The organism is Oleiphilus sp. HI0067 (genome assembly GCF_001635735.1).
In genome coordinates, this window is sequence record NZ_LWFI01001510.1 from 1 (window position 1) to 1,642 (window position 1,642).

1 protein-coding gene and 1 pseudogene are annotated in these 1,642 nt (G+C 43.1%); both read left to right on the plus strand.

Going from position 1 to position 1,642, the window contains the following annotated elements:
* Positions 1–457: pseudogene (locus A3739_RS24680) on the plus strand (elongation factor G); the annotation flags it as partial.
* An 82-nt stretch (positions 458–539) separates the two neighbouring features.
* Entirely contained in the window at positions 540–1,445 is a 906-nt protein-coding gene (locus A3739_RS24685) for a hypothetical protein (protein WP_068500921.1), read from the plus strand.
* Positions 1,446–1,642 lie beyond the last annotated feature (197 nt).

A 1,642-nucleotide genomic window follows, 5' to 3' on the forward strand; every position in this document is an offset into this window, starting at 1 on the left:
AGGTATGATGGAAACTGGTCCACTTGCAGGCTTCCCTGTATTGGACGTTGAAGTTGAACTATACGATGGTGCTTACCACGCAGTTGACTCATCAGCAGTAGCATTTGAGATTGCAGCAAAAGGTGCATTCCGTCAGTCAATGCCAAAAGCTGGTCCTCAACTTCTTGAGCCAGTGATGAAAGTAGACGTGTTTACTCCAGACGATCACGTTGGTGATGTTATCGGTGACTTGAACCGTCGTCGTGGCATGATCAAGGACCAAGAAGCTGGTAACACTGGTGTACGTGTTAAAGCGGACGTTCCTCTTTCAGAGATGTTCGGTTACATCGGTCACCTACGTACTATTACTTCTGGTCGTGGTCAGTTCTCAATGGAGTTCTCTCACTACGCACCTTGCCCAATGAACGTGGCAGAAGAAGTAATTGCTGAAGAAAAGGCTAAGAAAGAAGCTAAGTAAGCCTTAGTTCTTTTAGCTAAAAGCCCTGTTGGAAACAACGGGGCTTTTTTGTGCATAACAATAAATCAAGGAAGTACTGTTAATGAGCAGAGTCATCTCATTTGTTTTTCTATCGCTTTGTTTTTCTACCATGACCTTGGCAGAAAATTCTTTTCAATTTGCTGTATATGGAGCGGGAGCGAGTATCTCTCAAGACAATTCAGGATCAGGTAAGTTCTTAGGCTTAAGCGCGACGGCATATTTAGATCCGATCATGCTTGATGGAAGCAAGCCACTTGCCTTGGCAGCGAAATATCAACAAGTCTCAAGCGTATTTGCTTATCATACGCAGCTCGAATACTCCGACCTTGCTCAAGTTAGAGGTGGTCGTATTTTAGAAACAGTAGATAATGATCGCACTGGCCTTGGTGGCACTATCACGCATGAGAGTATTCCACTTTGGTTATCGGTAAATCATGTGTTTAGTGATGACGCAGAGCTTGGTTTTAGAGATGGGACTACGTTCACCAATAGCGATAGCATGACGGAGTTTGAGCTAGGTGTTTATGCATCAGAACACATGATCGCATCATTGATTTATAATGATGCAGTTGGTGATACCTATGGTTTAACCGTCGATGCATTGTTTGAGCTTGCTGATTTGGGTCAATTTATTGAACTGTCAGCGCTTTATCTTGAAATAGAGCACGATGAGATAGATTTGTCGGTTGTGAACAATACCGTTCGAAACTTAGATACAAATCCTTTAGAAGAGACTCAACTTGGTTTAGGTGTGACCTACTTTCCGACGAAGGCTATCGATGTTGGTCTCACGTATACATCCACAAAGTTGAGTCATGGCCCAGCTTCCAAAGAGCTGGTTTATAGCCTTAACGCAGGATGGTTCTTCAGCCAGGACACAGCCATTCGCCTTGAATATGCCTTATTTGAGGAAGATACTTTCTTTATCGATTCAAGCGTCAGCGCTGAACTGCTTTATCGTTTCTAATTCGATAAGTAGTTTTTCAAGATCTTGAGACAAAAGCATCTATTTTATCGAAATGGATGCTTTGCTAGTTCTTAGACCCCATATCTATCAGGCTTTGTTTTGCTTTATAAAATCGAGACAGGATGTGGGGAACCTTCAGAGGTATGACTTCCCTCACTAGGCGCACGATATAGCGGATGAGCGCCACGTGTTTCAAT